At 71.7% G+C, this 25515-nt stretch carries 22 protein-coding genes; 10 read left to right on the plus strand and 12 right to left on the minus strand.

Features of this window, described 5'->3' with window-relative positions:
- Nucleotides 1-60: 60 nt before the first annotated feature.
- From PGH47_RS24285 to PGH47_RS24295, 3 genes are all read right to left on the minus strand, one after another.
- The gene (locus PGH47_RS24285) at nucleotides 61-1308 is read right to left on the minus strand and encodes a DUF5667 domain-containing protein (RefSeq protein ID WP_271665200.1); all 1248 of its coding nucleotides are present in this window, start codon (nucleotides 1306-1308) and stop codon (nucleotides 61-63) included.
- A gap of 251 nt (nucleotides 1309-1559) precedes the next feature.
- The gene (locus PGH47_RS24290) at nucleotides 1560-2333 is read right to left on the minus strand and encodes an ECF subfamily RNA polymerase sigma factor, BldN family (protein WP_107904440.1); all 774 of its coding nucleotides are present in this window, start codon (nucleotides 2331-2333) and stop codon (nucleotides 1560-1562) included.
- A 407-nt stretch (nucleotides 2334-2740) separates the two neighbouring features.
- On the minus strand, nucleotides 2741-3670 hold the full coding sequence (locus tag PGH47_RS24295; protein ID WP_271665201.1) for an HAD family hydrolase: 930 nt from the start codon (nucleotides 3668-3670) through the stop codon (nucleotides 2741-2743).
- 131 nt (nucleotides 3671-3801) lie between these two features.
- Here PGH47_RS24295 and PGH47_RS24300 point away from each other — a divergent pair, with 131 nt between their 5' ends.
- From PGH47_RS24300 to PGH47_RS24320, 5 genes are all read left to right on the plus strand, one after another.
- The gene (locus PGH47_RS24300) at nucleotides 3802-4089 is read left to right on the plus strand and encodes a glutaredoxin family protein (protein WP_269642374.1); all 288 of its coding nucleotides are present in this window, start codon (nucleotides 3802-3804) and stop codon (nucleotides 4087-4089) included.
- Between the two features lie 281 nt (nucleotides 4090-4370).
- Complete coding sequence (locus PGH47_RS24305) at nucleotides 4371-5141, plus strand: redox-sensing transcriptional repressor Rex (protein WP_030957690.1); 771 nt, start codon at nucleotides 4371-4373, stop codon at nucleotides 5139-5141.
- Nucleotides 5138-6877, plus strand: coding sequence for a glutamyl-tRNA reductase (locus PGH47_RS24310; protein WP_271665202.1), 1740 nt, complete (start codon nucleotides 5138-5140; stop codon nucleotides 6875-6877). Before PGH47_RS24305 ends, PGH47_RS24310 begins: the two co-directional genes overlap by 4 nt.
- Nucleotides 6874-7833: a hydroxymethylbilane synthase gene (gene hemC, locus PGH47_RS24315; RefSeq protein ID WP_126902604.1), complete on the plus strand. Its 960-nt coding sequence runs from the start codon at nucleotides 6874-6876 to the stop codon at nucleotides 7831-7833. The genes PGH47_RS24310 and hemC overlap by 4 nt, the downstream gene beginning before the upstream one ends.
- The gene (locus PGH47_RS24320) at nucleotides 7830-9536 is read left to right on the plus strand and encodes a uroporphyrinogen-III synthase (protein ID WP_271665203.1); all 1707 of its coding nucleotides are present in this window, start codon (nucleotides 7830-7832) and stop codon (nucleotides 9534-9536) included. The genes hemC and PGH47_RS24320 overlap by 4 nt, the downstream gene beginning before the upstream one ends.
- Nucleotides 9537-9605: 69 nt before the next feature.
- Here the strand turns inward: PGH47_RS24320 and PGH47_RS24325 are convergent, their stop codons facing one another.
- Nucleotides 9606-10997 (minus strand): FAD-binding oxidoreductase, encoded by a 1392-nt coding sequence (locus PGH47_RS24325; RefSeq protein WP_271665204.1) that lies wholly within the window; start codon nucleotides 10995-10997, stop codon nucleotides 9606-9608.
- A 161-nt stretch (nucleotides 10998-11158) separates the two neighbouring features.
- On the opposite strand from PGH47_RS24325, the gene hemB reads away from it, so the two are divergent.
- On the plus strand, nucleotides 11159-12157 hold the full coding sequence (gene hemB / locus PGH47_RS24330; RefSeq protein ID WP_271665205.1) for a porphobilinogen synthase: 999 nt from the start codon (nucleotides 11159-11161) through the stop codon (nucleotides 12155-12157).
- 21 nt (nucleotides 12158-12178) lie between these two features.
- On the opposite strand, the gene PGH47_RS24335 is transcribed toward hemB, so the two are convergent.
- Nucleotides 12179-12364: a hypothetical protein gene (locus PGH47_RS24335; RefSeq protein WP_271665206.1), complete on the minus strand. Its 186-nt coding sequence runs from the start codon at nucleotides 12362-12364 to the stop codon at nucleotides 12179-12181.
- A gap of 305 nt (nucleotides 12365-12669) precedes the next feature.
- Here PGH47_RS24335 and PGH47_RS24340 point away from each other — a divergent pair, with 305 nt between their 5' ends.
- Nucleotides 12670-14022, plus strand: a complete 1353-nt coding sequence (locus PGH47_RS24340) for an aminotransferase-like domain-containing protein (RefSeq protein WP_271665207.1) — start codon at nucleotides 12670-12672, stop codon at nucleotides 14020-14022.
- A gap of 71 nt (nucleotides 14023-14093) precedes the next feature.
- Nucleotides 14094-14930: an arylamine N-acetyltransferase family protein gene (locus tag PGH47_RS24345; protein WP_271665208.1), complete on the plus strand. Its 837-nt coding sequence runs from the start codon at nucleotides 14094-14096 to the stop codon at nucleotides 14928-14930.
- A 10-nt stretch (nucleotides 14931-14940) separates the two neighbouring features.
- Here PGH47_RS24345 and PGH47_RS24350 read toward each other — a convergent pair whose 3' ends face one another.
- From PGH47_RS24350 to PGH47_RS24360, 3 genes are read right to left on the minus strand one after another with little or no spacing between them, the layout of a single operon-like run.
- Nucleotides 14941-15756, minus strand: a complete 816-nt coding sequence (locus tag PGH47_RS24350) for a DUF4253 domain-containing protein (RefSeq protein ID WP_271665209.1) — start codon at nucleotides 15754-15756, stop codon at nucleotides 14941-14943.
- 31 nt (nucleotides 15757-15787) lie between these two features.
- Entirely contained in the window at nucleotides 15788-16657 is an 870-nt protein-coding gene (locus PGH47_RS24355; protein WP_271665210.1) for a helix-turn-helix domain-containing protein, read from the minus strand.
- Nucleotides 16654-17475: a peptidoglycan-binding protein gene (locus PGH47_RS24360; RefSeq protein ID WP_271665211.1), complete on the minus strand. Its 822-nt coding sequence runs from the start codon at nucleotides 17473-17475 to the stop codon at nucleotides 16654-16656. The genes PGH47_RS24355 and PGH47_RS24360 overlap by 4 nt, the downstream gene beginning before the upstream one ends.
- Before the next feature lie 319 nt (nucleotides 17476-17794).
- Between PGH47_RS24360 and PGH47_RS24365 the strand changes: the two genes are divergently transcribed.
- Nucleotides 17795-18250, plus strand: a complete 456-nt coding sequence (locus PGH47_RS24365) for a peptidoglycan-binding domain-containing protein (RefSeq protein ID WP_271665212.1) — start codon at nucleotides 17795-17797, stop codon at nucleotides 18248-18250.
- A gap of 74 nt (nucleotides 18251-18324) precedes the next feature.
- Here PGH47_RS24365 and argS read toward each other — a convergent pair whose 3' ends face one another.
- Nucleotides 18325-20082 carry an arginine--tRNA ligase gene (gene argS / locus PGH47_RS24370; RefSeq protein ID WP_271665213.1) on the minus strand — a complete coding sequence of 586 codons (1758 nt, stop codon included), beginning with the start codon at nucleotides 20080-20082 and terminating at the stop codon, nucleotides 18325-18327.
- Between the two features lie 144 nt (nucleotides 20083-20226).
- Between argS and lysS the strand changes: the two genes are divergently transcribed.
- Nucleotides 20227-21972: a lysine--tRNA ligase gene (lysS, locus tag PGH47_RS24375; protein ID WP_271668139.1), complete on the plus strand. Its 1746-nt coding sequence runs from the start codon at nucleotides 20227-20229 to the stop codon at nucleotides 21970-21972.
- An 86-nt stretch (nucleotides 21973-22058) separates the two neighbouring features.
- Here lysS and PGH47_RS24380 read toward each other — a convergent pair whose 3' ends face one another.
- The 3 genes from PGH47_RS24380 to PGH47_RS24390 form a co-directional block, all read right to left on the minus strand.
- Nucleotides 22059-23369 (minus strand): DUF2637 domain-containing protein, encoded by a 1311-nt coding sequence (locus PGH47_RS24380; RefSeq protein ID WP_271665214.1) that lies wholly within the window; start codon nucleotides 23367-23369, stop codon nucleotides 22059-22061.
- Nucleotides 23370-23536: 167 nt separating this feature from the next.
- Nucleotides 23537-24433, minus strand: a complete 897-nt coding sequence (locus tag PGH47_RS24385; RefSeq protein ID WP_271665215.1) for a DUF3558 family protein — start codon at nucleotides 24431-24433, stop codon at nucleotides 23537-23539.
- Nucleotides 24434-24554: 121 nt separating this feature from the next.
- On the minus strand, nucleotides 24555-25418 hold the full coding sequence (locus PGH47_RS24390) for a DUF3558 domain-containing protein (protein ID WP_271665216.1): 864 nt from the start codon (nucleotides 25416-25418) through the stop codon (nucleotides 24555-24557).
- Between the last annotated feature and the right edge of the window lie 97 nt (nucleotides 25419-25515).

Genomic DNA, 25515 nt, shown 5'->3' on the forward strand with positions numbered 1-25515 from the left:
ATGGGGGCGCCCTCTGTGTGAGGGGCGCCCCCATCGTCGTGTCGGCGATTTCGCGGTGGCCTAGTTCGCGTCCTCGCCCTCGATGCCCAGGCCGGGCAGGAGGCCCGGGAGCAGGGGTGGGAGGGTGACGGCGGGCTCGGTGGTGGGCGTCGGTGTGGAGGACGACGAACCCGAGCTGCCGGTGTCCTTCGGCGGGTCGAGGAGGCCGCCGGTGTTTCCGCCGAGCAGGCCCTCGCCCTCGCTGCCGGAGCTGTCCGCCGAGTTGCTCGGACGGCTGGAGCGATGGCCGTCGGAGGAGCCGCTGCCGCCGGCGCTGGGCCGGGCCGACCGGTCGGAGCCGGACGTACCGGTGGAGGCCGATCCGGAACCGCCGTGCCGCTTGCCCTCGCCGCTCCGGGCCGGCTGCTCCGGCAGGAGGGACTCCAGCGGGGCGACCTCTTCGTCTATGGCGTCGAACACCGATGACACCTGGTCGCCGACGTCCCCGAGCTGGACGGGCAGCCGCTCGCGGAGGCTGCCCCACACCGCGCGGTGCGAGCGGGAGAAGGCGGACAGGGCCTGGATGGGGCCCAGCGAGTCGGGGTCGCGCTCATAGGCCTCGCGCAGCAGCCGGTGGCCCTCGGAGGCGTCGTGCCGCATGCCGTACAGAGCGCGGCGGATCTCCGCCATCGACTCGTGGTCGAGCTGTCCGCCACGGTCGCGCTCCATCAGCCGCCGGGCCTCGCTCAGCCGGGTGGACGCCTGGTCGAGGTAGCTGCGCCCGCGCTCGTCCTCGCCGTCGGCCAGGACATTGAGCTTGAAGTCCTCGATGCCGCGCTTGAGGCCGTACAGCGAGTCGCCCGGCAGGGCGTCGGAGCTCGCGGCGGCCACCCCGCCGAAGGCTCCGGCGGCGACGCCGACACTGAGCCCGCCGGCGGTGAGGCCCTTGGCGAGACGTGAGCGCGGCCGCAGTTTGCCCAGTGGGGAAGCCCGGTGCGCCCCTCGTCCCCGTTCCGAACGCTGCCCGGGCAGGGCCGGGCCTGCCTCGGTGCCCGTGGTGCCCTCCCGGAGCATTGCCTCCATGGCGGCCACGAGCTGTGCCCGCTGGACGACCTTCACCTCAGGGTCGAGCTCGGGCTTTGGCAGCTCGCCGAGACCCTCGGTGAGGGTCAGAAGGCGACCCTGCTCGGTGTGTTCCGCAGCAGCGTCCGCCGGTGCCGTTCCATCGGGCTGCTCGGGCTGTTCGGCCGCCGAACCCCGGTCGGTCAGCTCGTCCAGGGCCTGGGCGAAGGCGTTCGCCCGCCGGTGTGCCGATACGTTCGCGATCACTGGCGGCACCTCCTCTCGTGATGACGGTCGACTCCCCAGGGGGTCCTGAGGGTTGCACGCCCTGACCACTTGCACACGATCGAGTGATCGAAGTCGGCCAGGGAGTGACCACAGGGAGCCTGCATCCCGCACAACGAGCGGCTTGGCACTTGGGTTACGGACTGCGGATGAACGGACCGCGAAGTCAACAGACTTTCACCGAGGGTGAGTTGAAGGTTGCGGAGAGTGCTGGATCGGTACCGGTGAAACGCTCAGCGCGCGTCGTCCGGCAGCAGTCGGGCCAGGGTGCGGACGGCCCGGTACTGGAGAGTCTTGATGGCGCCCTCGTTCTTGCCCATGACCCGGGCCGTCTCGGCGACGGACAGGCCCTGGAGGAAGCGGAGGGTGACGCACTCCTGCTGCTGGGGGTTGAGCCGCCGTACGGCTTCCAGGAGGGCGGCGTTGGAGAGGGACTCCAGGACGGAGTCCTCGGGGGAGCGCTCGACCTCGTTGGCGTCGAGCATCTCGCCGGTGGTCACCTCCAGCCGGAAGCGGCTGGACTTGAAGTGGTCGGCGACCAGGTTGCGGGCGATGGTGACGAGCCAGGCGCCGAAGTCCCGGCCCTGCCAGGTGAAGGTGCCGATGCGTCGCAGGGCCCGCAGAAAGGTCTCACTGGTGAGGTCCTCGGCGGTGGCCTTCCCGCCGACGCGGTAGTAGATGTAGCGGTAGACGGTGTCGCTGTACTGGTCGTAGAGCCGGCCGAACGCGTCGGCCTCGCCGGCCTGCGCGCGTTCGACGAGATCCATCATTCGAGCGCTGTCGCTGTCCGCGGCGGGCCGGCGCGCGGTCGTCGCGCCGGTCGAGCGCCCCCGTCTGCCGACTGCGGCGCCGCCGTCGGCGAGCGCGTAGCACGGGCCTACGGGTGCGGCGGTTACGGCGAGGGCGGGGACGGCGTACGCGGTGGGGACGAAGCCGCGCAACAGGTCCAGGACCGTTGCGCGCAGCGTAGCCAGGCCCGAGGCGTCAACCCCGACGTGTGGGTACACGGGACTCCCAGAGGCAGAGCTTCCATCACGTGCAGTACGGAACCATTCACCCGTCGTAGCGACGGAGAGGTACCGGTTTGCGTCTGAGGAGAATAACGCTTCGTGCAGGCACTGCTACGCCCAGTTGCTCAAATCACCGATTGCGTCTCTTCTGTAACCGATTGACGCCCGATCAAGTGCCGCAGAGTGACCGTTTGTTGATCGATTACGTCCGTGTTGGGGCTGACTCCAGGGCGTGTTGTGGCCGTGTGCAGCCAAGGGGACTGGACAGGGAGTCACGGGGGTATGGGGTGCCGATTGGCCGGTCGGCTCGGGCGTGGCCCGTCGTGCGAAAGCACGACGAGGCCGCCGCGGGCAGATCCGGCGGCGGCCTCGGTCAGGCGGATTCAGTGGCGGTGCGGGCGCATTCAGCGGCGGCGGCGGTGCAGGGCGATCGCCGCTGCCGTGCCGCCGGCGACGGCGCCGACGCCGGCGGCGGCCGGGATGCCGACCTTGGCCGCCTTCCGGCCGGTGCGGTAGTCACGCAGGCGCCAGTCCAGGCGGCGGGCGTGTTTGCGGAGCTTGGTGTCCGGGTTGATGGCGTAGGGGTGGCCGACCAGGGAGAGCATCGGGATGTCGTTGTGCGAGTCGCTGTACGCCGCGCAGCGGGCGAGGTCCAGGCCCTCCGCCAAGGCCAGCGCGCGTACCGCCTCCGCCTTCGCCGGGCCGTGCAGCGGCTCGCCCACCAGCTTGCCGGTGTAGACGCCGTCCACTGATTCGGCCACCGTGCCCAGGGCGCCGGTCAGGCCCAGACGGCGGGCGATCACAGTGGCGATCTCCACCGGGGCCGCCGTGACGAGCCACACCTTCTGGCCCGCGTCCAGGTGGGCCTGTGCGAGGGCCCGGGTGCCCGGCCAGATGCGCTCGGCCATGTACTCGTCGTAGATCTCCTCGCCGATCGACTGGAGCTCGGCGACGCGGTGGCCCTTGACGATCGACAGCGCCGAGTCGCGGGCCTCCTGCATGTGTTCCGGATCCTCGACGCCTGCGAGCCTGAACCAGGCCTGCTGCCAGGCGAACTTCGCGAGGTCGCGGGTCTCGAAGAACTTCCGCTTGTACAGGCCCCGACCGAAGTGGAAGAGGGCGGCGCCTTGCATCACGGTGTTGTCCAGGTCGAAGAAGGCCGCGGCCTCCTCGTCACCGAGCACCGGGAACTCCGGCTCGGCCTCCGAGGACTCCGAGACCTCTGTCGCCTCCTGCGAGGACTTGCGCGCGGCCTCCGCCGAAGCCTCGCCAGCCAACACGCTCCGCGCCGTGGCGGAGCGCCTACGGGGAGTGAGCCATCCAAGAGCGGCCATGACCGTGAGCATAGCCAGTTTGTTCGGTGCTTCCGGAGTCGAGAGGTTTGAAGGCTGTGAACTCTCCGCGACCGCGCAGTTAAACGGCGTGGTCGGGCGACGGCCGGTCATCCGGGCTCCGGCGCGCGAGAATGGCTGACATGAGCCCCCTCTTCCGTCGCGCCACGGCCAAGTCCCCCGGGGACCGGCTGGTCACCCTCATCGGCAAACCCGACTGCCATCTGTGTGATGACGCACAGAGCGTCGTCGAGAGGATCTGCGGCGAGCTGGGGGTTCCCTGGGAGTGGAAGGACATCACCCAGGACGCCCAACTCCACGACCAGTACTGGGAACAGATCCCCGTCGTCCTCGTCGACGGAGCCCAGCACACCTTCTGGCGCGTGAACGAGGATCGCCTCCGCAAAGCACTGACCGGGTAGTCCAAAGTCCTCGGGAAACGGCTTAGGATCGACGGCGACTTGGTCTCGGGGGCGGGGATCGTTGAGGAGAGTGTGCGGTTTTGCCCTCAAGAGTTGAGGAACGGTGGTGCGTGTGCGCCGGTTCCACACCAGTGCGCCGGGCGTGCGTGAGCCCGGTCACGTTGGGCGGGCAAATCGGACACCATCTTTGTGCACGCGTTCACAAAGACATAGCCTGCATTCGACGGGGCGGTCTAGGTACATGTGACCGCCTGCCCCCACGCTCTACCCGCAGGAGCACCGTGGCAACTGGCCGAACTCACCGACCGGCGACCCGCAGCCGAGGGATTCCCGAGGCCACCGTCGCCCGGCTTCCGCTGTACCTCCGAGCCCTGACCGCACTGTCGGAACGCTCGGTACCCACGGTCTCCTCCGAGGAGCTCGCGGCCGCGGCGGGGGTCAACTCCGCCAAGCTGCGCAAGGACTTCTCGTACCTCGGGTCGTACGGAACGCGCGGTGTCGGCTACGACGTCGAGTATCTCGTCTACCAGATCTCCCGCGAACTCGGGCTGACCCAGGACTGGCCGGTTGTCATCGTCGGCATCGGTAACCTCGGCGCCGCCCTCGCCAACTACGGCGGATTCGCCTCCCGCGGCTTCCGGGTCGCCGCGCTCATCGACGCCGACCCGGCCATGGCCGGCAAGCCCGTCGCCGGGATCCCGGTGCAGCACTCCGACAGCCTGGAGAAGATCATCCAGGAGAACGGCGTGTCGATCGGTGTCATCGCCACTCCCGCCGGTGCCGCCCAGCCGGTCTGCGACCGCCTCGTGGCCGCCGGTGTGACCTCCATCCTGAACTTCGCGCCGACCGTGCTCACCGTCCCGGACGGTGTCGACGTGCGCAAGGTCGACCTCTCCATCGAGCTGCAGATCCTCGCCTTCCACGAGCAGCGCAAGGCGGGCGAGGAGGCCCACACCGACGGCGCGGGACCGGCCGCCGCCACCCGTGAGGGGTCCGACGACTCCGCCGATCAGGGGCCCGACGGGGACGTACCCGCCGTGATGCCGGCATGAGTCTCCTCGTCGTGGGGCTGAGCCACCGCAGCGCCCCGGTCAGCGTGCTGGAGCGGGCCGCGCTGGGCACGGACGCCCAGATCAAGCTGCTTCAGGACACGGTCGCCGCCGAGCCCGCCACCGAGGCCGCGGTGCTCGCCACCTGCAACCGCATCGAGCTGTACGCCGACGTGGACAAGTTCCACGCCGGTGTCGCCGAGCTGTCCACGCTGCTCGCCCAGCACAGCGGGGTGGGCCTCGACGAGCTCACGCCGTACCTCTACGTCCACTACGAGGACCGGGCCGTCCACCACCTCTTCTCGGTGGCCTGCGGGCTCGACTCCATGGTCGTCGGCGAGGGCCAGATCCTCGGGCAGATCAAGGACTCCCTCGCCAAGGCGCAGGAACTGCACAGCGCCGGACGCCTGCTGAACGACCTCTTTCAGCAGGCCCTGCGGGTCGGCAAGCGCGCCCACTCCGAGACCGGCATCGACCGCGCCGGCCAGTCCCTGGTCACCTTCGGCCTGGAGCAGCTGGCCGAGGGCACGGACGTCACAGAGTGGGCCCGCGGCAAGAAGGCCCTGGTCATCGGCGCCGGTTCGATGTCCTCGCTGGCCGCGGCGACGCTCGCGCGGGCCGGGGTCGCGGAGATCGTCATCGCCAACCGGACGCAGGACCGCGCCGAGCGGCTCGTGGAGATCCTGACCGACGGCACGGACGTGCCCGCCCGCGCGGTACCGATGGAGTCGGTGCCGGTCGAGCTGACACGTGCCGACGTCGCCGTTTCCTGTACCGGCGCGACCGGCCTCGTCCTCGCGGCCGAGGAGGTCGCCGCCGCGGTGGAGGGCCGTACCGGTCGTCCGGTCGCCTTCGACGGGGCCGGGAGCGGCGGTCGTACGGCCGACCGGGCGCCCGCGCCCAGGGCGAACGCAGACAGCGCCGACGTACGGCAGACCCCGCTGCCGCCCACCAGCGTCGGCACCGACGAGAACTGCCCGCTGGACGTCGCCGCCGTGCAGGGAGGTTTCTCCGTGCTCGGCGAGGCCGCCGTCGCAGGGATGGACGCGGCCACCCTGGAGCAGCACGCAGCGTGGGCCGCGGGCAGCGCCGTCGACCGGCGGGAGGCCGCCCGGCGCAGCCCCGAGGCCGACGCCGAGCTGATCACCGCGCTCGCCGCGACCGCGGCCACCGTCGGCCGCATCCCCGAGCGCCGCAAGCCCGAACCCGTGATCGAGGTGCCCCGGCCCACGCCGGCGCTGTCCCTGCTCGACCTCGCCATGCCCCGCGACATCGACGCGGCCGTGCACCGGCTGACCGGCGTGCGTCTGGTGGACATCGAGTCGCTGGCGGAAGCCTCCGCCGACGCCCCGATGGCGGCCGACGTCGACCAGGTCCGCCGGATCGTCTCCGACGAGGTCGCCGCCTTCGGCGCCGCGCTGCGGGCCGCGCACATCACGCCCACCGTCGTCGCGCTGCGCGCGATGGCCGCCGATGTCGTGGCGAACGAGATCGCCCGGCTGGAGGGCCGTCTGCCCGGCCTCGACGACAAGCACCGCGGTGAGATCACGCAGACCGTGCGGCGCGTGGTCGACAAGCTGCTGCACGCCCCGACCGTGCGGGTCAAGCAGCTCGCGGCCGAGCCCGGCGGCGCCGGGTACGCGGACGCCCTGCGGACCCTGTTCGACCTCGATCAGGAGACGGTGGCCTCCGTCTCCCGCGCCGAGGACAGCACCGAGAAGAACCGAGGCCCACGATGACTCAGCAGGCACTACGGCTCGGCACCAGGCGCAGCAAGCTCGCCATGGCCCAGTCCGGGCAGGTCGCGGACGCCGTACGCCGGGTGACCGGACGGCCCGTCGAACTCGTCGAGATCACCACGTACGGCGATGTCTCGCGCGAGGCCCTCGCACAGATCGGCGGCACCGGCGTGTTCGTCACCGCCCTGCGGGACGCGCTCGTCAGGGGCGAGGTCGACTTCGCGGTGCACTCCCTGAAGGACCTGCCGACCACGCAGCCCGAGGAACTGGCCCTGGCGGCCGTCCCCGAGCGCGAGGACCCGCGTGACGTGATAGTCGCCCGGGACGCCCTCAAGCTCACCGACCTGCCGCGCGGCGCGCGCATCGGTACGGGCTCGCCGCGCCGGATGGCCCAGCTGAACGCGTACGCGCGCAGCCACGGGCTGGACTTCGAGACGGTCGCGATCCGCGGCAACGTCGACACCCGGATCCGGTACGTGCGCGACGGCGAGCTGGACGCGGTCGTGCTGGCCGCGGCCGGCCTGAATCGCATCGGCCGCAGCGAAGAAGTGACCGACTTCCTGTCGGTCGACACGGTTTTGCCCGCCCCCGGCCAGGGGGCACTGGCGATCGAGTGCACCGCGGACAACGCGGACCTCGTCGCCGCGCTCGGCGAGCTCGACGACCCGTTCACACGGGTCGCCGTGAGCGCCGAGCGATCACTGCTCGCCGCCCTGGAGGCCGGCTGCTCCGCCCCTGTGGGCGCGCTGGCCGACCTTTTGGCCGACGGGCAGATTGTCAAGGAAATGCGCCTGCGTGGCGTCGTCGGCACGACCGACGGTTCGCGCATGGTGCAGCTGTCCACCACCGGTCCCGTGCCCGAGACGCACGACCAAGCGCTGGCGCTCGGTCGCGAACTCGCTACCGAGATGCTTGCCCAGGGCGCGGCCGGTCTGATGGGGGAGCGAGCACAGTGAGCCCCACCACCCTTCCCGCCGGCCTTGAACACGGGCACGTCACCTTCCTCGGTGCCGGACCCGGGGATCCGGGGCTGCTGACTCTGCGCGCCGTCGAGGCACTGGCGAACGCGGACGTACTGGTCGCCGAGCACGAGGTGCTCGACGTCGTACGCGTGCACGCCAGAGCCGGCATCGCCGAAGTGCACACGGACACGGGTCCCGATGCGGACGCCGTGCCGGGCACAGGCACGCCTCAACTAGCGGTTGTTGACGGCGCGTCAACGACCGCTGGGCTACCCGCGGTGCGGGATGCCGCACATCTTGTCATGGAGGCCGCGCGCGGCGGCAGGCGGGTCGTGCGTGCGGTGTCCGGGGATCCCGGGCTCGACACGTACGCCACCAACGAGATGCTCGCGTGCGCCGCGGCCGGTGTGCCGTTCGAGGTCGTACCGGGTGTCGCCGCGGCCGTGGGCGTCCCCGCCTACGCCGGCGTCCCGCTGCGTGACGCGCAGGGCGCGGACGTGCGGATCGTCGACGCGCGCACCGCGTCCGACCGTTGCTGGACCGAGGTCGGCGCGTCGGACGGGACCGTGGTCGTGTCGACGACGCTGGACTCCGTGGGTGCGGCCGCCGGTGAACTGGTGTCGGCGGGACGCAAGCCCGATACGCCGCTGACGGTCACCGTCGCCGGCACGACGACCCGGCAGCGGACCTGGACCGCGACGCTGGGCACCATCGCCCAGACGCTGAAGCAGGCCAAGGTGCTGCCCTCGCCGGAGGGCGGCCGGCCGGTGATAGCCGTGGTCGGTGAGCGTTCCGCCGCAGCACAGCGCGACCAGTTGTCGTGGTTCGAGTCCAAGCCGCTCTTCGGGTGGCGGGTGCTCGTGCCGCGTACGAAGGAGCAGGCGGCTTCGCTCTCCGACCAGCTCCGGTCGTACGGGGCCGTGCCGCACGAGGTGCCGACGATCGCCGTCGAACCGCCGCGCACGCCCCAGCAGATGGAGCGGGCCGTCAAGGGGCTCGTGACCGGACGGTACGAGTGGATCGCCTTCACCTCGGTGAACGCGGTCAAGGCCGTGCGGGAGAAGTTCGAGGAGTACGGGCTCGACGCCCGTGCGTTCGCCGGGATCAAGGTCGCGGCGGTGGGGGAGCAGACCGCGAAGGCGCTCATCGCCTTCGGCGTGAAGCCGGACCTGGTGCCGAGCGGTGAGCAGTCGGCCGCGGGGCTGCTGGAGGACTGGCCGCCGTACGACCCGGTCTTCGACCCGATCGACCGCGTGTTCCTGCCGCGGGCCGACATCGCCACGGAGACCCTGGTGGCCGGGCTCATCGAGCTCGGCTGGGAGGTCGACGACGTCACGGCCTACCGGACCGTGCGGGCCTCGCCGCCGCCGGCGGAGACCCGGGAGGCGATCAAGGGGGGTGGCTTCGACGCCGTTCTCTTCACCTCGTCGTCCACGGTGCGCAACCTCGTGGGGATCGCCGGCAAGCCGCACAACGTGACCGTGATCGCCTGTATCGGTCCCGCCACCGCGAAGACCGCCGAGGAGCACGGGCTGCGGGTGGACGTGATGGCTCCGGAGCCGTCCGTGCACAGGCTGGCCGAGGCGCTGGCGGACTTCGGGCTGCGGCGGCGTGCCGCGGCGCTGGAGGCCGGCGACCCGGTGACACGGCCGAGCGAGCGCAGGCCCGGGGCTCGGCGCAGGCGGTCGACCACCTAGGCAGGGGAGTCGCGGCGGGGGCGCGGGCCATGAGGCTCGGCGCCCCCGCCGACGCATGTCACGGTGAAGTCAGGCGCCGGACGCCACCGTGTGGCCGAAGCTGAGCAGGTTGGACGGGTCGTAGGTCGACTTGTCCTTGCACAGGCGGTCGTAGACCTCGGGGGTCCAGGCCCGGGCCCGGTCGGCGTCGTCGCCCGGGGTGCCGTGGATGTTGACCATGGTGTGCCCCGTCCCGTAGGGGGCCATGGCCGTGTGCAGGGCTGCCGTGGCGGCCTCGATCGCCTCGGCGGCGGGCGGGGCGGCCAGGACGCCCACGGTTTCCAGGAAATAGTCCGCGTCCCGGGCGCATATCGCGTCCTCCAGCCGGGCCGGTCGGGCCAGGGCACCTCCCATGTGCCGGATCTCCACCAGCAGCAGGGGACAGTCGGGGACCTCCGGGCCGACCTGGGCGAGGAACGCACCGATGGCGTCCGGGGTCAGGTCGTGCAGCAGGGCGCAGGACTCCCGCGCGGGAAGCGGGTCCTGAGGCTCCATGTAGATGCGGTCCATCGCCGCGTACGGCATTTCCTCCACCGTGTCGACGGTCACCGGCGCGGCCGAGCGGATCGGGGACAAGAGCTCTTCGCCCGTCTTCGGGTCGCCGGTCCAGGCGACCGCCACCCTGGCCCAGAAGCCGCCGCGCAGCGGCTCTGGGATCTGGGGCAGGGGCGGCAGGCGCAGCAGGCTGAACGCCGTGCACATCTCGTCCGGGACCTCGTGCGTCCAGTCGGCCCAGGCGGTCAGAAGTGCCTCCGCGTGTTCGCCAGGGCAGTAGATGCCGCCGCCGAGGAGGGTGGCGAGGGGGAGCAGGTCGAAGGTCATGGACGTGACCACTCCCACGTTGCCCTTGCCGCCGCGCAGCGCCCAGAACAGTTCGGGCTCGTGGTCCGGGTCGCACTCGCGGAGTGTGCCGTCCGGTGTGGCCACCTGGAACGAGCGGACAAGGTCGGCCGCGTAGCCGTAGGTGCGGCCAAGCGCCGGGAGCCCGCCGCCCAGGGTGTAGCCGACCACACCCGCGTCGGTCGAGGTGCCGCAGAGCGCGGCGAGGCCGTACGGCGCGGCTGCGTCCAGGACGTGGCGCCACTTCGCTCCGGCCGCGGCGGTGGCGAGACGGCCGTCCGGGTCGACGCGTACGTCGGTCATGCGTTTCGTGTTGACCAGCAGGCCGTGGTCGATGGGGAAGTTCGCCCCGTGGCCCGTCGCCTGGATCGCGACGGGGGTGTTCGTGGCCGTCGCCCAGCGCAGGGCCGCGACGACGTCGTCGGCGCCTGTCGCGCCCACGACCACTTCGGGGGTGTGCAGCGCCGCCAGGTTGAAGCCGGTGACCTCGTCGGCGTAGCCGTCGTCGGCGGGGCGCAGGACCGGGCCGCGGATGTCGGAGAGGGCGAACAGGTCGGGAGTGTTGTGGTGGGTCGCTGTCATCGCGGCCTCCGTGGAGCGTGTACGGAGGGATGGTTCGAGGGTGTCTGCGGGAGTGTTCCAGTGCCTTTCTTCAGGATGGACCCGTGATCGTGCCCCTCGCATGCCGGGCCCCGACGGGACGTCGGCAAAGGTGCTGCCGGGGCGGGCGTAGCGTAGGTGGCATGACGACGTACGGATCCTTTCCCGGTACTCGGCCGCGGCGTCTGCGGACCACCCCCGTCATGCGGCGCATGGTCGCCGAGACGCGGCTGCACCCCGCCGACTTCATCCTCCCGGCCTTCGTTCGCGAGGGCGTCCGCGAGCCGGTGCCCATCGCCACCATGCCGGGTGTCGTCCAGCACACGCGGGACAGCCTGAAGAAGGCGGCGCTGGAGGCCGTGCAGGCCGGGGTCTCCGGGATCATGCTCTTCGGGGTGCCCGAGGAGGAGAAGAAGGACGCGCTCGGGACGCCGGGGACGGATCCCGACGGCATCCTCCAGGTCGCCATCCGCGACGTGCGCGCCGAGGTGGGCGACGACCTGCTCGTCATGTCCGACCTGTGCCTGGACGAGACCACCGACCACGGGCACTGCGGTGTGCTGGACGACGAGGGGCGTGTCGACAACGACGCGACCCTGGAGCGCTACGCCGAGATGGCGCAGGTGCAGGCCGACGCCGGGGCCCACGTCGTGGGGCCCAGCGGCATGATGGACGGGCAGATCGGCGTCGTCCGTGACGCGCTCGACCAGATCGGGCGGGAGGACGTCGCGATCCTCGCCTACACCGCCAAGTACGCCTCCGCGTTCTACGGGCCCTTCCGCGAGGCCGTCGCCTCCTCCCTCAACGGCGACCGCAAGACGTATCAGCAGGACCCCGCGAACGTCCGGGAGTCGATGCGCGAGCTGGCCCTCGACCTGGAGGAGGGCGCCGACATGGTGATGGTCAAGCCGGCCGGGCCCTACCTCGACATCCTGGCCCGGGTCGCCGACGCGGTGGACGTGCCGGTCGCCGCCTACCAGATCTCCGGCGAGTTCTCGATGATCGAGGCCGCCGCCGAGAAGGGCTGGATCGACCGGGACCGGGCGATCCTCGAGACGCTGACCGGCATCAAGCGGGCCGGCGCGCGCAACATCCTCACCTACTGGGCGACGGAGGCCGCGCAGAAGCTGGGCCGCCAGTAGCCGCGGCGCACCCGGGCACCGTCACCGTCCGTCCGACGGCGGTGGAGTCGTGGGCGCGGTGGCCGTCGGGCTGGTCGGGGTCGACGGACCCTCGTCGCGCAGGCCCTGGCCGTCCTCGCACGCGGTGAGCGCGAGTACGGCGACCGCCACCAGCGTGGCAGCGAGCAGCCGGGCCCGGGAGCGAGGGGGGTGTGCGGACGCGGACATGGTGCGGCCCTCTCCATGGGTGGGGGTCGGGGTCGCCCTCCAGCCTGCGTGATCATCCGTCCCGACCGCCACCATGGACCGCGGATTCGGGACACCCGAGCGATGGGACGGCCGCTGACCTGCGGGGATGCCGGACAGCGGGGACCGGCCGTGGGACGCCGGAAGGCGTCGGGACCGGCGGCCCGGCCTCGGGTGCGGGACGGCGGGGTCCGTATCCCGGAAAGTCGCTTGTAGAGGACATGTAGTTCTCTAGGCTGCCCGGCACGAGCCGTCGCCCGTGTCGCCGCAGCCCAAGGAGCCGTGTCATGACCGTCATCGAACCCGCGCCCCCGACGGCCCCGGCAGCCGCGCCCCCGACCGCCCCGGCAGCCGTGCCGCCGACCGCCCGGGACGCCGCGCTCCCGACCGCCCCGGCAGCCGTGCCGCCGACCGCCCCGGCAGCCGCGCCCCCGACCGCCCCGGACGCCGCGCTCCCGACCGCCCCGGCAGCCGTGCCGCCGCTCGCGGCGCGGACCGGCGCCGTCGGCGGTTCGCCCGTGCGGGACATCCTCGCCGTCACCGCCCGGCCCGAGGTCATCAACTTCGCGGGCGGGCTCCCGGCCCCCGAGCTGTTCGACCGGGAGGCCATCGCGGCCGCCTTCCGGGACGTGCTCGCCCAGACTCCCGCGCAGGCCCTTCAGTACTCCACCACCGAGGGCGAACCCGCTCTGCGCACCGGGCTCGCCGCCCGCATGTCGGCACGGGGATTGGCGACCGACGCCGACGACCTGCTCATCACCACCGGCTCCCAGCAGGGCCTCTCGCTCCTGGCCACCGCGCTGCTGGAGCCCGGCGACACGGTCCTGGTCGAAGACCCCTGCTATCTGGCGGCACTTCAGGCGTTCGGCCTGGCGGGAGCCCGGGTCGTGGCCGTGCCCTGCGACGCGGACGGCGTGGACCCGCGGGCGCTGGAGGAACTGGTCGCGCGGGAGCGGCCCAAGCTCTTCTACACCGTCCCCACCTTCCAGAACCCGACCGGCCGGACCCTGCCCGCCGAACGCAGAGCCGCCGTCGCCGAGGCCGCCGCCCGGCTCGGGGTGTGGATCGTCGAGGACGACCCGTACGGCGAACTGCGCTACGACGGCGAGCGCGTGCCCTGGATCGCCTCGTACCCGGGCGCCGAGGACCGGACGGTGCTGCTCGGCTCCTTCTCCAAGGTGATGGCGCCCGGCCTGCGGCTGGGCTGGCTGCGCGCCCCGGCCGCCCTGCGGCGGGCCTGCGCGGTCGCCAAGCAGGCCGCCGACCTGCACACTCCGACCGTGAACCAGCTCGCCGCGGCCCGCTGCCTCGGCGGCCTCGACGCCCATGTGGCCCGCGTCAGGGACGTCTACCGCGAACGCCGCGACGCCATGCTGGCGGGTCTGCCCGGGGCGCTGCCGGAGGGCTCGACCTGGAACCGGCCCGAGGGCGGCATGTTCCTGTGGGCCCGCCTGCCGGACTCCTACGACACGACGGCCCTGCTGCCTCAGGTCGTGCGGCACGACGTCGCCTACGTCCCCGGGGCACCCTTCTACGCCGGTGAACCCGACCGCTCGACCCTGCGGCTGTGCTTCGTGACGCAGACGCCGGAGGAGATCGGGGAGGGGCTGCGGCGGCTGGGCAAGGGGCTGGGGTCCTAGGGCCAAGGGCGCAGCGCGGGTCGGACCGTGGACGGCGGACGGGGAGCGGCCCGTGTTCCTAGGGTGAAGGCATGACCGAAACCCAGAGGTTCGATCCCGACGCGTATCTCCGGCGGATCGGTTGGGAGGGGGAGCGGCGGGCTGACCTGGCGACGCTGCGGGGAGTGCACCTGGCGCACATGCGGGCCATCCCCTTCGAGAACCTGGACGCCCTGCGGCGTATCGCCCCCTCCCTCGATCCGGCCGACCTGACCGCCAAGCTGCTGCACAGCCGGCGCGGCGGCTACTGCTACGAGCACAACACCCTGTTCGCGGGCGTCCTGGAGGCGCTCGGGTTCCGGGTGACCCGGCTGGCCGCACGGGTCGTCGTCGGAGCGGACCGCATCGACAGCCGGCCCCGCACCCACATGGCGCTCCTCGTCGAGGCACCCGGCGACCCGCAGCCCTATCTCGCGGACGTCGGCTTCGGCGCGATCGGCGCGCTGCTGGAACCGGTGCCGCTGACGGCCGGCGTCGAGTTCGAGGACGCCGGGCGCCGGCACCGGCTCGGCCACGCCCCGCACGACGGGCCGCTCCCGCTGTGGCTGCTGCAGGCCCACGACCGGACGAAGGACGAGTGGGCCGGCCAGTACGCGTTCACCCTGGAGCCGTTCGAGAAGCCCGACTTCGAGGTCATCAACTGGCACATCGGCACCAACCCGCGCTCGCCCTTCACCCAGCGCGTCTACGTCCAGAGCCTGTCCGCCGAGCGCCACCTGCTGCTCAACGGCCGGCTCCTCGCAGATACGCGGGTGGACGGAACGGTCGTCGAGCGGGAGGTGACGGGGGAGGCGGAGGCGCGGCGCCTGCTGGACGAGGAGTTCGGGATCGACGTCCCCGAAGGGATGACGCTGCTGCCGCCCGCGTGAGGACGGGCCGTCAGTCCCACCAGAAGTGCCAGGCCGGCCGGCCCAGCAGACGGTTCTCGGCATAGGCGCGGACGCTGGTGTCGCCGCTCTGCAGGATGTTGTCCGGGCAGAACGCGAAATGCTCGGCGGCGACGGCCTCCGCCTCGGCCACGGTGGCCGGCGGGAACGCGACGGAGACGAGCAGGTGGTCGAAGCCGAGCGCCACCACGCGTATGCCGAAGCGGTCCTCCCAGGAGCGCAGCACCGCGCACAGGCGGGCGGTGTCGCCCTCGTGGTTCACCGGGCCCGACCAGCCGATCGCCGCCGGGATGTCCGCGCTGCGGCGGGCCGGGACGAGTGCGAGGCGGGGCTCCTCCAGCAGGCCGCCGCTCTCCACGAGGTCGTCCGCGATGTCCATGGCCACGGCGTCCGGGTCCTCGGCGGAGCCGGAGCCGGAGTCCGGGTCGGCGGTGGCGTCGGCCAAGCCCGGCCACTCCTCCTGCGTCTCCCCGGCGGCGTACTCCTCCCAGAGATCCGCCAGCACCTCGTCGGCGTCGTGATCTCCCGGGTACGACACCGCGTCCGGCGCCAGCTCCCAGTCCTGAGGGCCGCCGTGCCGGCCGCCTCCGTCCACGACGACCGGCAGCAGGCCGGCGGACCGCCGGGCCGGGGCCAGCGCGGCCCAGTCGCCGGGCGCCGCCTTTCCGTCCGCGAGCCACAGCAGGGGCTCGTGCCAAGGGCCCTCGTCGGTCGCGTCGACGAGTCGGCCGGGCGGGAGTCGGAGACCGAGAGCGGCACCCGTGGGGTCGCTCGTGAGCTTCGGCAGCGGATTGGGAAGAGTCGCCATGCCGGTGACTGTAGGGGGCGGCACTGACAACTCACCTCGCCACCCGGCTGTCGAAGCACTCCTCGCCGCCGGCCACCGGGTCGAAGCAGGCCCGCACGACGCTGCCCGGGTCGGCCGCGGTCATGGGCGTGTAGACGTAGGAGTCCGCGTCGACGCCGTTCCGGATCTCCACGCTGCGGACGCGGCCGTTCCCGGTCCCGCTCCCGGCGCTGTTCCCGGCATTGTCCCCGGCGCCTCCGGTCGCCGACATCTCCAGCCGGTCGCCGATCCGCGTCCCCCACATCCGGGCCCAACTCGTCCCGCACTCCTGGCTGTAGCGCAGCTCCAGCCACGCGCCGGTCGCCGTCCGGTACGAGGCGAGGGTGAGCGGCGCCCCCGCGCACTTCATCCGCATCGGGCTCTTGCCTTCACAGACCTCCCCCCGGCAGCGCGGCCCGGCCACGGACGGCGGCGGCGACAGCGCCGCCCCGGGCTCGCCGCGCCGGTCCGGCAGCAGCAGGGCCGCCGCGGCGACGCCCCCGACGACCACGGCGGACACCGAAGCGAGCACCGCGACCAGCGTCGCGCGGCGGTGCACGCAACTCTGGTCCGCCGAGCCCCGCCGGCCGTCGTCCTCGACGGGCGCGGCCTCTTCAGGGGGCTTGGCCGCCGCCCGTCCGCTGCCCTCCGACTCGGCGATCTCCCACAGCGCCAGACAGCGCCCCTCCGGCTCCCCGGCGAGGCGGCACAGCTCCCGCACCGCGTCGCGCGGCGGGAGCGTCCTGCCGTTGAGGTAGCGGTCCCAGGACGACTTGCTGAACGCGGTCTTGGCCGCGAGCCCGGCCAGGCTGAGGCCGGTGCGGCCCTTCAACTCCCGTAACGCGGCGGCCAGTCGGCCCCGTTCCGGCGACGGCGCCGTCATTGCCGAAGCGCCTTCCAGGTGTGCGGCCCGATGATGCCGTCCACCACCAGGCCCGCCCGCCGCTGCACCTGCCTGACCGCGCGCTCGGTCACCGGCCCGAAGATCCCGTCGATGACACCCGGCGAGAAGCCCGCCCGGCGCAGCAGACACTGCGCCTCGGCGACCTCCGGCCCGGCGTGGCCGCTGGCCAGGATGGCGTCCCGGGAGCGGCTCAGACCCGCGTACCAGTGGCCGTCGACCCGTTCGGGACGGCAGGTGTACGCCGGTGCCGAGGGCGGGGCCGACGCGGAAGGCGGCATCGACGCGGACACGGCCGGGGACGACTGCCCGCCGGTCGCGAGCAGGGGCGAAGCCGGCTGTGCCGGGTCGCCGCCGCTCAGCCGGACGACGAGGAGTACGGCCGTGGAGAGCGCCAGCACCAGCGCCACGGCCCCCGCCACCAGGGCGACCCGCAGCGAACGGCCGGGCGACCGGGGGCCGGTGGTCTCGGCGGAGAGGCCCTCCGGTGCCACGAGCTGCTCCGGCTCACCGGCCGTCGCCTCGCGGCGTCCGTTCCGCCACGCCTCCGCCCCCACCTCGTGCAGCGCCAGCAGCCGGGTCGGCTCCTCGTCCACGGCCCGGGCCAGCGCTTCGACGGCCTCCCGCGGTGGCAGCGACCGGCCGCCCAGGTACCGCTCCCACGACTTCTGGCTGTACCCCGTCCGCGCCGCCAGCCGCCGCAGGCTCAGCCCGCTGTGATCCTTCAGCCGACGCAACCGCACCACCAACTGCCGCACGCGCGGATCCAGTTCCGCGGGCAGCGCTGCCCAACGCGACATGTTCCCCCCATTCGCGTTCACGGTCCGGGCCCGCGGTCCGTGGTCAGCGGCCCCCGCGCCCCCGCCGCATTCTGCAACAGCATCCACGGCCCGCACCGGAAGTCGGTTCCGGCACCGGTACGGAATCGGCCACCCACCCCGTCACAGGCGTCCCGCCATGACGTCCACGTCGGAGGCATCCGCGCAGGTCAGCGCGTGGGACGTCCCACGACGACGTCACTTGCGCGGCGGCCCTGGCAACGCTCGCCGCCCGCCCCGCACTCTCGTCCCACCAGCCGGCGGCAGGGGCCGGCACCCCAACAGAGCGAGAGGGAAACGCATGCGAGCGAACATCTGGACGAGGACCCTCGTGAGCGCCGGCGCCGTCCTCGGTCTCGCCGCCGGAAGCCTCGCGACCGCCGGCACGTCCTTCGCCGCCTCGGACGCGAAGCCGGCCGTGCGCGCCGAGGTCGGCGTCCTCGCGGTGAACAACCTCGGCCTGAGCACCACCGAGGCCCGCTACGTCCAGTGCTGGATCCAGGACTACTGGGACTACACCGGCGCCCTCGACGGGCAGCTCGGCACCAACAGCTGGAAGGCGCTCCAGCGCTGGCTCAAGACGCACTGGGGCTACAACGACAGCATCGACGGGATCGTCGGCCCGAACACCATCAAGGCCCTGCAACGTGACCTGAAGGCGCACCACGGCTACACCGGCGCGATCGACGGCATCGCCGGATCGGGCACCAAGGCCGCGTTCAAGGACTTCGCGGCCGACTCCAAGCAGTACTGCTGAGCCGTCGGCCCGGAACGACCGCGGCCCGTCCTCCCCGCGGGGGAGAGGACGGGCCGCGGCGTCACGTCACGGGCTCAGAGGCGCTCGGGCGTCCGGATGCCCAGCAGGGCCATGCCCTGGTGGAGCGTGCGGGCCGTCATGTCGCACAGCAGCAGACGGTTCTCGACCTGCTCCGGCGACTCGGCCTTCAGCACCGGGCACTTGTCGTAGAACGACGTGTACAGCGACGCCAACTGGTACAGGTACGCGGCCAGCTTGTGCGGGGCGTACTCCGCCGCCGCCTCGAAGACCGTGTCCCCGAACGCGTCCAGGTGCAGGCCGAGCGCCCGCTCCGCCGCGTGCAGTTCAAGCTCCGGGTGGGCGGCCGGCTTCGTCTCGCCCGCCTTGCGCAGGATCGACTGGATACGGGCGTACGCGTACTGGAGGTAGACCGACGTGTCGCCGTTCAGCGAGACCATCTGGTCCAGGTCGAACTTGTAGTCCCGGTTCGGCGACGTCGACAGGTCGGCGTACTTCACGGCGCCGATGCCGACCTGCTGCGCCCGCTCCTGGATCTCGTCCTCGGTGAGGTCCCGCGCCTTCTCCCGGACCACCTCGGCGGCCCGCTGCACCGCCTCGTCGAGGAGGTCCTCAAGACGTACGGTCTCGCCCTCACGCGTCTTGAACGGCTTGCCGTCCGCGCCCAGCACCGTGCCGTAGCCCATGTTGTGCGCGGTGACCCCGTCGGTCAGCCAGCCCGCGCGCCGCGCCGCCTCGAAGACCATCTTGAAGTGCAGCGACTGCCGCACGTCCACGACATAGATCAGGGACGTGGCGTGCAGGTCCGTGACCCGGTTGCGGATCGCCGTCAGGTCGGAGGCCGCGTAACCGAAGCCGCCGTCGGCCTTCTGCACGATCAGCGGGACCGGCTTGTCGTCCTTGCCGCGGATGTCGTCGAAGAAGACGACGAGCGCGCCCTCGGAACGCTCCGCGACACCCATCTCCTCCAGGAGGCGGGCGGTCTCGGGCATGCCGTCGTTGTACGCGGACTCACCGACGATCTCGTCGTCGCGGATCTCCATGTCGAGCTTCTCGAAGACGGAGTAGAAGTAGACCTTCGACTCGTCGACGAACTGCTGCCAGAGCTCCAGCGTCTCCTTGTCCCCGGACTGCAGGGCGACGACCCGCTTGCGGGCCCGCTCCTTGAACTCCTCGTCCGAGTCGAAGACCGCGCGCGACGCCTTGTACACCCGGTTCAGGTTGCTCATCGCCTGCTCGCCGTCGACCTCGGCCGCGGGGGCCAGCTCGCCGGGGTTCTCGAACAGATGCTGGATGAGCATGCCGAACTGGGTGCCCCAGTCGCCGATGTGGTGCCGGCCGATCGTCTTCTCGCCGGTGAAGTCGAGCATGCCGCGCAGGGCGTCGCCGATCACCGCGGAGCGCAGATGGCCGACGTGCATCTCCTTGGCCACGTTCGGCTGGGCGTAGTCGACGACCGTGATGCCGGGCTCGGCCTTGGGCGCCACGCCGAGCCGGTCGCCGTCGGCGTACCGCGCGGCCAGGTTCTCGGTGATCACCCGGTCCGTGAGGGTGATGTTGAGGAAGCCGGGGCCGGAGACCTCGACGTCCTTGATCACGTCACCGGTGGTGATGCCGGCGACGACCTGGGCGGCCAGCTCCCGGGGGTTGGACTTGGCCTTCTTGGCGAGGGCGAGGATGCCGTTCGCCTGGTAGTCCGCCCGGTCGCTACGTCGCAGCAGCGGGTCGACGTCGGTCGCCTCCGGCAGGGTGGCCGAGAGGGCGGACGTGAGCTGCTGTTCGACGGAGGCGCTGAGGGGCGTGACCGAGGCCATGGGATTGGGAGCCGTTCTCCTCGTGGGTCGGATGGACGCAGTCAGTATCCCATGGGTGGTAAAGCCGTTTTCTCGACCGGGATGCCTTCTGGGAGAATGCAGTGCCGGCCGTTGACCGTACGGCTGCCCTGGAGAAAGAAGGACGTGCCGATCGTGGCTCAGAGCACCGAGACCACCGACTGGGTCTCCCGTTTCGCGGATGAGGTCATCGAGGAGTCGGAGCGTCGGGCCCCGGGCAAACCGGTCGTCGTCGCGTCCGGACTCTCCCCCTCGGGCCCCATCCATCTGGGCAACCTGCGCGAGGTCATGACCCCGCACCTGGTCGCCGACGAGATCCGGCGGCGCGGCCGCGAGGTCCGGCACCTGATCTCCTGGGACGACTACGACCGCTACCGCAAGGTGCCCAAGGGGATCGCGGGTGTCTCCGACGAGACCCACCTTCAGCACATCGGCAAGCCGCTGACCTCCGTGCCCGCGCCGGAGGGCTCCGAGCACCCGAACTGGGCCGAGCACTTCAAGGCGGCCATGGTCGAGGCGCTGGCCGAGCTCGGCGTGGAGTTCGACGGGATCAGCCAGACCGCGCAGTACACCTCGGGCGTGTACCGGGAGCAGATCCTGCACGCCATGAAGCACCGCGGCGACATCGACGCCGTGCTCGCCCAGTACCGCACCAAGTCCAAGGGCGGCGCGAAGAAGTCGCAGAAGCCGCTCGACGAGGCCGAGCTGGAGGCCGCCGAGGGCTCCGGCGCGGCCGGCGAGGACGACGGCAGCCACGGCTCCGCCGGGTACTTCCCGTACAAGCCCTACTGCGGCAACTGCGAGAAGGACCTCACCACCGTCACCTCGTACATCGACGACACCACCGAGCTGTCGTACACGTGCAACGAGTGCGGCTTCTCCGAGACCGTGCGGCTCAACGAGTTCAACCGCGGCAAGCTGGTCTGGAAGGTCGACTGGCCCATGCGATGGGCGTACGAGGGCGTCGTCTTCGAGCCGAGCGGCGTCGACCACTCGTCCCCGGGGTCCAGCTTCCAGGTCGGCGGGCAGATCGTCGGGATCTTCGGCGGCAAGCAGCCCATCGGGCCCATGTACGCCTTCGTGGGGATCTCCGGGATGGCCAAGATGTCGTCCTCGCGCGGTGGAGTGCCCACCCCGTCCGACGCGCTGAAGATCATGGAGCCGCAGCTGCTGCGCTGGCTCTACGCCCGCCGCCGGCCCAACCAGTCCTTCAAGATCGCCTTCGACCAGGAGATCCAGCGGCTCTACGACGAGTGGGACAAGCTGGACACGAAGGTCGAGGACGGCTCCGCGCTGCCCGCCGACATCGCCGCGCACTCCCGTGCCGTGCGCACCGCCGCGGGTGAGCTGCCGCGCACGGCACGCCCGATGCCGTACCGGACGCTCGCCTCCGTCGCCGACATCACCGCCGGACACCAGGACCAGGCGCTGCGGATCCTCTCCGAGCTCGACCCGGAGAACCCGCTGGCCACCCTGGACGAGGCCCGCCCCCGGTACGACAAGGCCGAGGCGTGGATCAACACGCAGGTGCCCGCCGACCAGCGGACCATCGTGCGCGAGGAGGCCGACGGCGAGCTGCTGAAGTCCCTCGACGAGGCGTCCCAGCAGTCGCTGCGGCTGCTCCTCGACGGCCTCGCCGAGCACTGGTCGCTGGACGGGCTCACCCACCTCGTCTACGGCGTGCCCAAGGTGCAGGCCGGGTTCGCCGCCGACGCCACGCCCAAGGAACTGCCGGCCGAGATCAAGACCGCCCAGCGGGCGTTCTTCGCCCTGCTCTACCACCTGCTGGTGAGCCGGGACACCGGACCGCGACTGCCCACGCTGCTGCTCGCGGTCGGGCAGGAGCGGGTGCGGCGCCTGCTCGGCGAGTAGCCCGCGAGACGAAGAAGGGGCCCCCGACCTGTCGGGGGCCCCTTCTCGTGCGCTTCGGACGCCGTCCGCGTCAGGCGATGTGCTCGTCAGGCGATGTGCTCGTCCGTCAGTTCCGCGTTGAGGCGGTTGGAGAAGCGGTTCACCATCCGCTTGGACTCGGCCTCCTCCAGCGTGACGCCGTACGTGGCCTCGACGTCGGCGATAAACCCGCGCGGGGTCGGCGCGCCGTTCCCGCCCTTGATCGACTCACGGAAGACCAGGTAGTAGTCCTCCTCGCCCGGCGCCGGCGCCGGGGTGCCGCCGCCCTCCCCCAGCTGACGGGTGCGGTTGGGGGTCACCGGGATCGGAAAGGTACCGGTGTCCTCCGGAGACGGCTCCTGGGTCGGGGGCTCCTCCACGTACTGGTCCTGGTACTGCTCCGCCTGGACCTGCTCCTGGTACCACTCCTCGTAGTGCTCCTGCGGGTCGTACAAGGCGTCGTAGCCGCCCTGGTACTCGACCTGGCGAGGCGTGTTGAACCAGTCCTGCACATACTCCTGCTGACCCGGTGCCGGCGGCCCCGCCAGCTCGGGACGCTGCTCGCCGGCAGGCGCCGTCCGCTGCTGCGGGACGGGCGCCGCAGCGGTGGCGGCCGGCGCCGGCGCGGAAACCTCGGCCGCGGGCGCGACACCCAGGGCCTGCTGCCGTGCCGGCGGCAGCACCGCCGGCTCGATGCCCGCCGCGGCAAGCCCCGCCGGAGCCGTGTCCGCGAGCGGAACGCCGTAGCGCGCCAGACGCAGCGGCATCAGCGACTCCACCGGCGCCTTGCGCCGCCACGCGCGGCCGAAGCGGGAACGCAGCCGGGCCTGGTACACCAGGCGCTCCTGCTCCAGCTTGATGACCTGCTCGTAGGAGCGCAGCTCCCACAGCTTCATACGACGCCAGAGCAGGAACGTGGGCAGCGGGGAGAGCAGCCAGCGCGTGAGGCGGACGCCCTCCATGTGCTTGTCGGCGGTGATGTCCGCTATGCGGCCGATCGCGTGCCGGGCGGCCTCGACGGCCACCACGAACAGGATCGGGATGACCGCGTGCATGCCGACGCCCAGCGGATCCGGCCACGCCGCCGCGCCGTTGAACGCGATCGTCGCGGCCGTCAGCAGCCAGGCGGTCTGCCGCAGCAGCGGGAACGGTATTCGGATCCAGGTCAGCAGGAGGTCGAGGGCGAGCAGGACACAGATGCCCGCGTCGATGCCGATCGGGAACACATAGCTGAAGTTCCCGAAGCCCTTCTGGATGGCCAGCTCACGGACGGCCGCGTACGAACCGGCGAAGCCGATGCCGGCGATGATCACGGCGCCGAACACGACCACGCCGATGAGAACGCGGTGCATCCGAGTCAGCTGGGGTGGCCCGGCCACTCGTACTCCCCTCCCATTGCGTGTTGTTGCGCGCAACAGAGTGGCACATCCGTACGGCGTACGTTCTCCCGGTACGGGCACGAGCCCGGACCGTTATCGGGCCGGGCTCGTGCAAAGGGCCTGGCTGAGCTGCGCGTTGTGACGCAGCGCCGTGCCCGGTGTGACGGTCAGCTCTTCTTCGCCGCTGACTTGGAAGGGGAGCTGGACGCCGCCTTCGACGCGCTGCCGGACGGAGACTTCGAAGCAGACTTCGAGGGGGCGCTGCTCGGCGTGCCCGCAGAGCCGCCGTCATTGGCCTCGGCCACCGCGGCCACGACCTCCTTGACGGCCTTCTGGGCGAGCTTGTTCAGGGTGTCCGCGCTCGGGGTCTTCTCACCGGCGAGACCGGCGCCGTTGTAGTCGAGCGTCACGACGACGTTCTCGACCCGGGCCACGACCGTCTCCTGCTTGAAGGAACCCTCCTTCTTCTTCAGGTCGTAGCGCACCGCCGTCGCCTGGTCGCCGACCCCGGCGACCGGCTCCGACTTCAGGCTCTTCGCACCGGACACCGACTTGGCGTCCTGCACCTGCGTCTCGTAGTACCCCTGGGCCAGCTTCTCGCCCGAGCCGCGCGTCACATCCGACTCGAAGCGCAACAGGGAGACGTTGAGCCAGCGGAACTGCGAGCCCTTCACGCCGTTGTTGTCCAGGCTGCTCCAGGAGCAGGAGCCGCGCGTCGACGCGTCGTCCGAAGAGCCCTTCTTGCCCGACTTGGCCTTGGGAGCCAGGTCCTCAAGGGTCTTCTTGCCCAGCACCTTGCACGCGTCCGGGATCGACTTGTACGCGGCCGCCTGCACCGTCGGCGACGGGCTCGCGGACGACGACGCCGAGGACTTCGTACCGCTGTCGTCGGCGGCCTTGTCGCCCGAACCGGAGTCCGAGGAGCAGCCCGCGGCGATCAGCATCACGGGGACTGCGGCCGCGCAGACAACGGCTCGGCGCAGGCCCCTCGCCCGCTGCTCACGCTGGTCACGCCGGACAGGCTGGTCTCGCTTCACTGCTCGCTGCATGGTTCCTTCACTCATGACTGCCACTGTGGTTCCTGCGGTCGGATCGGGTCCGAGGGGCCACGGTACGCGGTGAAGAAGCTGTGCGGTCTCGTTTCGGTTACGTCGCACAGGGGGGTGCAGGTGTGAAGAACGGGCGCTACTCCGACAGCGCGTCCGCCAGCCGTGCGGCCAGTTTCTGCGCCCTGTCCTGCATTTCCTCGCTGTCCGGGACGACACCGACGGCCGCCGACTGCTCCTCGTACTCGATGGTCACGATCACGTTGGACGTGCGGAACGCCACAGTCACCGTGCGCTGCTGAGCCGTCGAACCGGAGCCGGCGAGCTGGTCGTCGAGGAACGCCTCGTCGCCGAGGTCCTCCAGTACCCGGGGCTGGAGTTCAGCGGCGTCGGCGGCGTCGGTGGACGCGGACGCAGAGGGGGACGTCGAGGACGAAACGGACGGGGACGGGGAGTTGGCGGCCGGGGAGGAGGGCGAGCCGCTCGGGCTGCCGCTCGGGTCGGTGCTCGCCGTGCCCTCGCCGCCCGCGGTGTCACTGTCCGAACTCACGGGCTCGGGCAGGTCCGCCGCCTCCTGCTTGGTCGCGAAGAGCTCCTCGGCCTCGCTGTCGTCGCTGACCGAGGTGTCGTACGACACGACGCGCTCGAAGCCGACGAAGAGGTGGTCGGTGGCGTCGGCCGAATCCACCTTCCAACGGCAGCCGATCTTGCGGTCGGTGTCGTAGGTGAGCGTCGGTGTGCCCTCGTACGCCTTCTCCTGCTGGTCGGCGTTCGTGAGTTCCTGGATGCCGGGCAGGAGCGAGTCGAGGGTGTCCTCCCCGACCACGCCGCAGGGTTCGGGGAGCGTGCGGTAGCGGCCGGGTTCGGCCGTCGCGGTCGCCGTGCCGGCGTCGCCCGGGTTGGAGTCGTCGGTCGCGCCGCCGCTGTCGGAGCTGCCGGTGCAGCCTGCCAGCAGCGCCGCGAGGAGTGCGGCGACGCCGGATACGTAGGCCTTCCGCTGCACGGTCAGGCTCCTCTCGACGGTGGCTGTGTGGTCGGTCCGCTGCCGGTCTCTCAGTGTCCCCGCTGGTTATTCGCTTGCCGCGCGGGGGCGCCCACTG

This window comes from Streptomyces sp. HUAS 31 (genome assembly GCF_028198125.1).
Lineage (GTDB): Bacteria > Actinomycetota > Actinomycetes > Streptomycetales > Streptomycetaceae > Streptomyces > Streptomyces chartreusis.

Bases quoted from the DNA above. Each gene is read 5' to 3' on its own strand.
- PGH47_RS24295 (WP_271665201.1), bottom strand. From the start codon at position 3,670: ATGGCCGCTCTTGGATGGCTCACTCCCCGTAGGCGCTCCGCCACGGCG.
- PGH47_RS24300 (WP_269642374.1), top strand. From the start codon at position 3,802: ATGGCTGACATGAGCCCCCTCTTCCGTCGCGCCACGGCCAAGTCCCCC.
- PGH47_RS24310 (WP_271665202.1), top strand. From the start codon at position 5,138: ATGAGTCTCCTCGTCGTGGGGCTGAGCCACCGCAGCGCCCCGGTCAGC.
- hemC (WP_126902604.1), top strand. From the start codon at position 6,874: ATGACTCAGCAGGCACTACGGCTCGGCACCAGGCGCAGCAAGCTCGCC.
- PGH47_RS24325 (WP_271665204.1), bottom strand. From the start codon at position 10,997: ATGACAGCGACCCACCACAACACTCCCGACCTGTTCGCCCTCTCCGAC.
- hemB (WP_271665205.1), top strand. From the start codon at position 11,159: ATGACGACGTACGGATCCTTTCCCGGTACTCGGCCGCGGCGTCTGCGG.
- PGH47_RS24335 (WP_271665206.1), bottom strand. From the start codon at position 12,364: ATGTCCGCGTCCGCACACCCCCCTCGCTCCCGGGCCCGGCTGCTCGCT.
- PGH47_RS24340 (WP_271665207.1), top strand. From the start codon at position 12,670: ATGACCGTCATCGAACCCGCGCCCCCGACGGCCCCGGCAGCCGCGCCC.
- PGH47_RS24345 (WP_271665208.1), top strand. From the start codon at position 14,094: ATGACCGAAACCCAGAGGTTCGATCCCGACGCGTATCTCCGGCGGATC.
- PGH47_RS24350 (WP_271665209.1), bottom strand. From the start codon at position 15,756: ATGGCGACTCTTCCCAATCCGCTGCCGAAGCTCACGAGCGACCCCACG.
- PGH47_RS24355 (WP_271665210.1), bottom strand. From the start codon at position 16,657: ATGACGGCGCCGTCGCCGGAACGGGGCCGACTGGCCGCCGCGTTACGG.
- PGH47_RS24360 (WP_271665211.1), bottom strand. From the start codon at position 17,475: ATGTCGCGTTGGGCAGCGCTGCCCGCGGAACTGGATCCGCGCGTGCGG.
- PGH47_RS24365 (WP_271665212.1), top strand. From the start codon at position 17,795: ATGCGAGCGAACATCTGGACGAGGACCCTCGTGAGCGCCGGCGCCGTC.
- argS (WP_271665213.1), bottom strand. From the start codon at position 20,082: ATGGCCTCGGTCACGCCCCTCAGCGCCTCCGTCGAACAGCAGCTCACG.
- PGH47_RS24385 (WP_271665215.1), bottom strand. From the start codon at position 24,433: ATGAGTGAAGGAACCATGCAGCGAGCAGTGAAGCGAGACCAGCCTGTC.